This window comes from Metabacillus fastidiosus NBRC 101226, from assembly GCF_001591625.1.
Classification (GTDB): Bacteria; Bacillota; Bacilli; order Bacillales; family Bacillaceae; genus Metabacillus; species Metabacillus fastidiosus.
On record NZ_BCVG01000179.1, the window covers coordinates 1 to 4403 of the forward strand.

Below are 4403 nucleotides of genomic sequence, written 5' to 3' on the forward strand. Positions count from 1 at the left end.
ATGAGTAACCCCCACTGATGAAAGTTTCACTTTATTTTTAAAAGAGCAATTGACATTTTCATTTAATGTATGTATCGTACTATGTGTACTAATTAATATAGTACACATAGTACGATACAATTTTATAGAAAGAGGGAGAATAGTTTGATTCAAATTGATCCGCGCAGCCCGACTCCCATTTATGAACAAATCATTCAACAGTTTAAAGAGCTTTGTTTTAAAGGATTGTTAAAGGAAGGGGATAAACTTCCATCTGTACGTGAGTTATCAACGATGGTGATTGCCAATCCGAATACGGTGAGTAAAGCATATAAAGAGCTTGAACGGCAAGGCATCATTGAGACATTAAGGGGACGTGGAACATTCGTTTCTGAAAAAGCAAAAAAAACATTAGATGAGGGGAAGATGGAAATGATTAAGGAACAGTTAAAGTCCCTGATTATTGATGCATTTTATGCTGGAGTTGACTTTCAAGATGTTCATCATTGGATAGATGAAATTGAGGAAGAAGTAGGAGGAGAAGATGGTGCTCGCAGTAAAAAATCTGACAAAGATAATTGATGGGGTAAAAGTGCTTGATCATATTTCTTTTGAGCTTCAGCAAGGAGAAATTTTCGGTTTATTAGGCCGGAATGGTTCAGGTAAAACGACATTATTAAAATGCATCCAGCAAATAACATTACCTGATGCTGGAGAAATTCTTTTTGAAAATGTCTCGATTGCTCATCATCCTCTTGTGAAAAGAAAACTCTTTTATATGCCTGTACATAACTCATTTTATGACCGCTTTTCATATCGGGAGCTTATTCGTATATTAAAGCCGATTTACCCTGATTTTGATGTTACATACGCAAACGAATTAATAAATCGCTACGAGCTTCCAGAGTCGAAGAAATTTCGTGAATTATCCACAGGAATGAAAAAGCAATTATCACTTATTTTAGCTTTTGCAACGAAGCCTGCTGTTATTTTGCTGGATGAGCCAACCGATGGAATTGATGCAGTAACAAGGCATGATCTGCTCCAGCTAATGATTGATGAAGTTGCAGAGCGTGAAACAACGATTTTTATTACATCACATCGATTGGAAGACATTGAAAGGATTTGCAGTAGGATCGGATTTTTAGAAGATAATCAATTAACAAATATGATGGAGCAGGATGAGTTAAAAGAAGATTACGTAAAAATACAAGCTGCTTTTGAAGAAGATGTTAATCTCGAAATTAGGAAACAGGGTATTGCAATTTTAGATGCAACAGGAGTTTTTTATACATTCATTGTTTCGCGGAGTGAAGTAGATAAAATTGCTTGGCTTAAAGCTTTGCAGCCCAAAGTGTGGCATGAATTACCTGTCAGCTTAGAGGAAATATTTATCGCTAAGTTTGGAGGAAAAAGAAGATGGTAGCTGGAGAGTTATTTGTGAAAGAAGCAAAGCAAAATGTCATTCCAATTTTATTGACATTTCTTTTTATTTCATTTGCGATACCCATTCGTTTTGTAATTGGCTATATAAATTATAAAGATGTGGAAAAATACGTAAATGAGTTATCTCTTTCCGATTATATTACTTTTGAAAGTATTGCCTTTGTTATTTTAATGTCATTCTTCGTCATTAGTTTAGCGATTAACCAGTTAGGTGTAGAGAGAAGCAAAGGTACAATGGAATTTACATTATCATTGCCTTTTTCACGAACAAAAATTTATTTTACAAAATGGGTTATCGGTGTATTCATTATTTTAAGTGCAAATATCATTTCTATCGCATTAACGAGGCTGATTATGTTTGCGATTGATTTAGAGATCGAACATTATTTTGATAAATATTTTTATTTAATTAGTATGCTGCTTATGATTTATACAATCGCACTTGCAGCCGGTGCATTAACAGGCACACCTTTTGCCCAAGGACTAGTTACCTTTACAGTTCTCATTCTTCCATATATTTTAATGATTTTAGTTATTATCCATATAGAAGTTTTCTACGATCCTTCAGGAAAAATAATAGAAGATATATTTCAATTTTTTGTTACAAATGTTTATGGAGAGAATGAAGATAAATTTCCTGTTCTTAAACTTGTTTTTCCATTAATTATAACAGTAATAACTTATTTTATTGGTCATTTTTCTTTTGAAAAACATCCGATTGAACGAAACGGCTACTTTTTTATATGGAAATACTTAAACTTGCCGGTACAGCTTATTGTTGTTTTTGTTGGAATATTAGGCTTTGGTGCTTTCGGATCTTATACAAATTCCGATCCGATAGTCGGATACATGATTGGCGGATTTTTCGGGGCGTTATTAGGGCTTTTATTAGGTTATCTTCTTATTTATAAAAAAGGAAAGGAAGCTGGTAAATAATGATATGTTTGAAGAATTTAACACATTCCTTTAAAGTCGGGAAAAAAGGAAAAGAAAATGAGATACAAGTTTTAAAGAATATTTCATTAACGGTTAACAGAAGTGAAATTGTTACAGTTGTAGGCCGAAGCGGTTCAGGTAAATCAACTTTACTGAATTTGATTTCCGGCTATATTTCACCGACAGGCGGTGAAATTATAATAAATGATACGAATGTTACTCATTTTGATGAGAAGAAATGGGCGAAATTCCGTTTGGATAATTTAGGATTTATCTTTCAAAGCTTCCAGCTCATACCTAGTTTAACGACCTTTGAAAATGTAGAACTGCCGCTAACATTAAAAGGAATTAATGAAGCAGAGCGCAAGCAGAAAGTAGAGGAGCTGCTTGCAAGAGTCGGCTTACATGATCATGCGGATCATTATCCGAATGAATTATCAGGAGGACAGCAGCAGCGTGTAAGTATTGCAAGAGCACTTATTACGAATCCAAGTATTATTTTAGCAGATGAACCGACTGGAAGCCTAGATTCAGAAACAGAAAAGGAAATTCTTAAACTTATTTTAGAATTAAATAAAGATCATGGAATTACATTTTTCATCATTACCCATAATGAAGAAGTCGCTGCAATTAGTAATCATAAGTATCATTTGCATGACGGGGTTTTAGGGAAAGAAGGTGCTTCTGTTGAAGTTTAAAGATCAGCTGAAATTTTTGCGCAGGAATATGAAGAAAAATAGATTAAGAGTTTTTATGACGATTTTAGCAACGACGATGGGCTGTGCATTTCTAATTGTATTGGCATCAGTCGGTTTTGGAATCCATAAAAGTATTACAGATCAATTTCTTTCACAGCAGATTATTACAGAAATTAATATTCACGGGAAAGAAGATAGCAAAGTTACTGATTCCGATATTGAGAAAATAAAAGGCATGAATGATGTAAAGGCAGTCGTTAAAAGAGACTATGTTGAGGCTGCAATTGAAGCTTCTTTAGATGATAGAACGAGTTATAATACTATGACTATAACAGATATGGAAGAAGAGTTAAAAGCAAATTTAAAGCTTGAAAAAGGCGAAATACCGAAGAATAAAAATGAGATTATCGTTGGATATGATTTTGCAAAACAATTATTAACGAAAAAAGAGCAGGAAGATGTGGAAAAAGCAGCTGAACAGCCAGATGAACAAGTGAAGGAACCGAAAGGCTATGAAGGCGATTTAATCGGTAAGACGGTGAATATAAAAGTAACGGAAACAGATGACAAAGGTGAAGTCAAAAATGAGAAAAAATATGATTTAAAAATTGTTGGGATTGGTAAAGCACCATCAAGAGATTGGGTTATCGATAATCAAATTTACGTTAGTGATCATTTTAAAGAGGAATTCAAGTCATTTATTAATGAAGAAAATTCTAGTATTTCAGCATATGCATCAAATTTTGAAAAAGTTGCGTCAGTTACACAAGCTTTGAAAGACCAGAAATATCAGGTTTATTCAGTGACAGAAGAACTGGATCAGGTTAATTTATTTTTCAATGTGTTTAAAGCAGGCCTGATTTTTGTAGGGACAGTTGCAGTATTAATCGCTTCGATCGGTATTTTTAATACGATGACGATGGCTGTTACAGAGAGAACGCAGGAAATTGGTATTATGAAAGCACTTGGAGCGGAACCGGGCACGATTCGCAAAATGTTCTTAATGGAAAGTGCCTATATTGGTATTTTAGGCTCTATCATCGGGATTGTGATTTCATATGCAATCAGCTGGATTTCAAATCTGGTATTGCCGGTTATTTTGGCATCAGCAACTGGAACGGAGGATGCGGGAGCAATAGATTTCACATTCTCTTATATCCCGTTAAGCTTAGTAGTAATTGCGGCAGTTATAAGCATCGGTGTTGCAATGGTTTCAGGAGTGAGACCAGCGATCAAAGCGACAAATATTAATGTGCTTGCGGCGTTAAGAAGAGAGTTGTAAAGTGAAACTTCCATCAATGGGGGGGTCTCATCCTCCACTAATGGTTAGTTGAACCAATCGGA

At 34.7% G+C, this 4403-nt stretch carries 5 protein-coding genes; all 5 read left to right on the forward strand.

Features of this window, described 5'->3' with window-relative positions:
* Positions 1 to 144: 144 nt before the first annotated feature.
* Genes BFA01S_RS20955 through BFA01S_RS20975 form a run of 5 tightly spaced genes read left to right on the forward strand, consistent with a single transcriptional unit; the run spans position 145 to position 4341 of the window.
* On the forward strand, positions 145 to 561 hold the full coding sequence (locus BFA01S_RS20955) for a GntR family transcriptional regulator (protein ID WP_066235499.1): 417 nt from the start codon (positions 145 to 147) through the stop codon (positions 559 to 561).
* Entirely contained in the window at positions 527 to 1405 is an 879-nt protein-coding gene (locus BFA01S_RS20960) for an ABC transporter ATP-binding protein (RefSeq protein WP_066235506.1), read from the forward strand. The genes BFA01S_RS20955 and BFA01S_RS20960 overlap by 35 nt, the downstream gene beginning before the upstream one ends.
* Complete coding sequence (locus tag BFA01S_RS20965; RefSeq protein ID WP_066235500.1) at positions 1399 to 2361, forward strand: ABC transporter permease subunit; 963 nt, start codon at positions 1399 to 1401, stop codon at positions 2359 to 2361. The genes BFA01S_RS20960 and BFA01S_RS20965 overlap by 7 nt, the downstream gene beginning before the upstream one ends.
* A complete protein-coding gene (locus tag BFA01S_RS20970; RefSeq protein ID WP_066235502.1) occupies positions 2361 to 3059 on the forward strand; it encodes an ABC transporter ATP-binding protein in 699 nt (232 codons plus the stop codon). The genes BFA01S_RS20965 and BFA01S_RS20970 overlap by 1 nt, the downstream gene beginning before the upstream one ends.
* A complete protein-coding gene (locus tag BFA01S_RS20975) occupies positions 3049 to 4341 on the forward strand; it encodes an ABC transporter permease (protein WP_066235504.1) in 1293 nt (430 codons plus the stop codon). The genes BFA01S_RS20970 and BFA01S_RS20975 overlap by 11 nt, the downstream gene beginning before the upstream one ends.
* Positions 4342 to 4403 lie beyond the last annotated feature (62 nt).

Excerpts from the sequence above, each read along its gene's own strand:
- BFA01S_RS20965 (WP_066235500.1), top strand. The coding sequence starts at position 1,399 with ATGGTAGCTGGAGAGTTATTTGTGAAAGAAGCAAAGCAAAATGTCATT.
- BFA01S_RS20970 (WP_066235502.1), top strand. The coding sequence starts at position 2,361 with ATGATATGTTTGAAGAATTTAACACATTCCTTTAAAGTCGGGAAAAAA.